Here is a 1,203-nt window from a genome sequence, read left to right on the forward strand (position 1 = left end):
ACTCGTTCCCATGCCGAACACGATCGTTAAGCTCTTCAGCGCCGATGGTAGTTGGGGGTTTCCCCCTGTGAGAGTAGGACGTTGCTAGGTAAAAAAACACATCCCATGTGGATGTGTTTTTTTTGTTGTTTCAAATGAAGTTATAGTTACTACCATTTAATACATCAAATGAGTAGCCTTTTACTAATTACTTTTTAACAATAATGTTAAAAGATATATTCTATAATATATAAACAAGATTTACTTGGGACAATAAAAAGAAGATAGTCATTGTAAAATGACTATCTTCTTTACCTCGTTCAACAAGCTTGTTTTATGGGGTCGTATCGATTATTACTTCCCACAGACACCTCATTTCATTATTGTTCAAAACAATCTTGAAATTTTTGGTTATACTGCAAGCTAATCACCTCATTAAAGGTCAATCGAACTACCTAATGTTATTGATCATAACATTTAAACCCTGCTGAAGTTGGTTGTGAGTAGCAAAATGCTCCTCAAAAATAGTATGTCCGGTTTTATCTTTCTCCATGTATCAAACTAAAAAGTTGACCATAATGTTTAATTTAATTAATTTGTTATTTCACTTGGTGGATGCATAAAAAGTTTAGAAAGATGGAACCTACTTATTTAGAGGTACCCTATAACTGAAGGAGGTAATAGAATGGTTAATCAAAATTTTGAAAAGTTTAAGGAAGTACAAGAAAAGCATAAATCTGTATATCTAGGTGGAGACAAACAAAATAAAAAAGATGATGTATTACAGAGTAACGAAAATCATGGTATATCTGTGGGAGCTGAAGGAAGAAAGATAGGAAGAAGCAAAAATAAATAGAATTTTTATACTATCTTTATTGTACAACTTAGGAGCTTTACTTCCAGTAAGGCTTCTTAAATATGGTAAAGAGAATTAAGTCTAAAAAATAATAACTTTTTCATTGACCTTTAAATAAGTTTTATGTTAATATTAATTTCTAGTCGTTGAAACCACTTAAAAAAACAACTTATCGAAAAAAAGTTGTTGCGTTGGATTTGTTATTATGTTATAATAAATCTTGTCGCTAAAACGACTTATGAAATTGTTCTTTGAAAACTGAACACACAGCCAAGCGAATTAAAGAGATAGTAAATATCTCGTCAATGAATTATTATTTTTGAGCTATATCAAACACTTTTATGGAGAGTTTGATCCTGGCTCAGGAC

At 31.1% G+C, this 1,203-nt stretch carries 1 protein-coding gene and 1 rRNA gene; both read left to right on the plus strand.

Going from position 1 to position 1,203, the window contains the following annotated elements; genetic code table 11:
• Window positions 1–90, plus strand: a 5S ribosomal RNA gene (gene rrf, locus DS745_RS24250); the annotation flags it as partial.
• Between the two features lie 574 nt (window positions 91–664).
• On the plus strand, window positions 665–835 hold the full coding sequence (locus DS745_RS24805) for a hypothetical protein (protein WP_161568382.1): 171 nt from the start codon (window positions 665–667) through the stop codon (window positions 833–835).
• Window positions 836–1,203 lie beyond the last annotated feature (368 nt).

The sequence above is a fragment of the Anaerobacillus alkaliphilus genome, assembly GCF_004116265.1.
Taxonomy (GTDB): Bacteria; Bacillota; Bacilli; order Bacillales; family Anaerobacillaceae; genus Anaerobacillus; species Anaerobacillus alkaliphilus.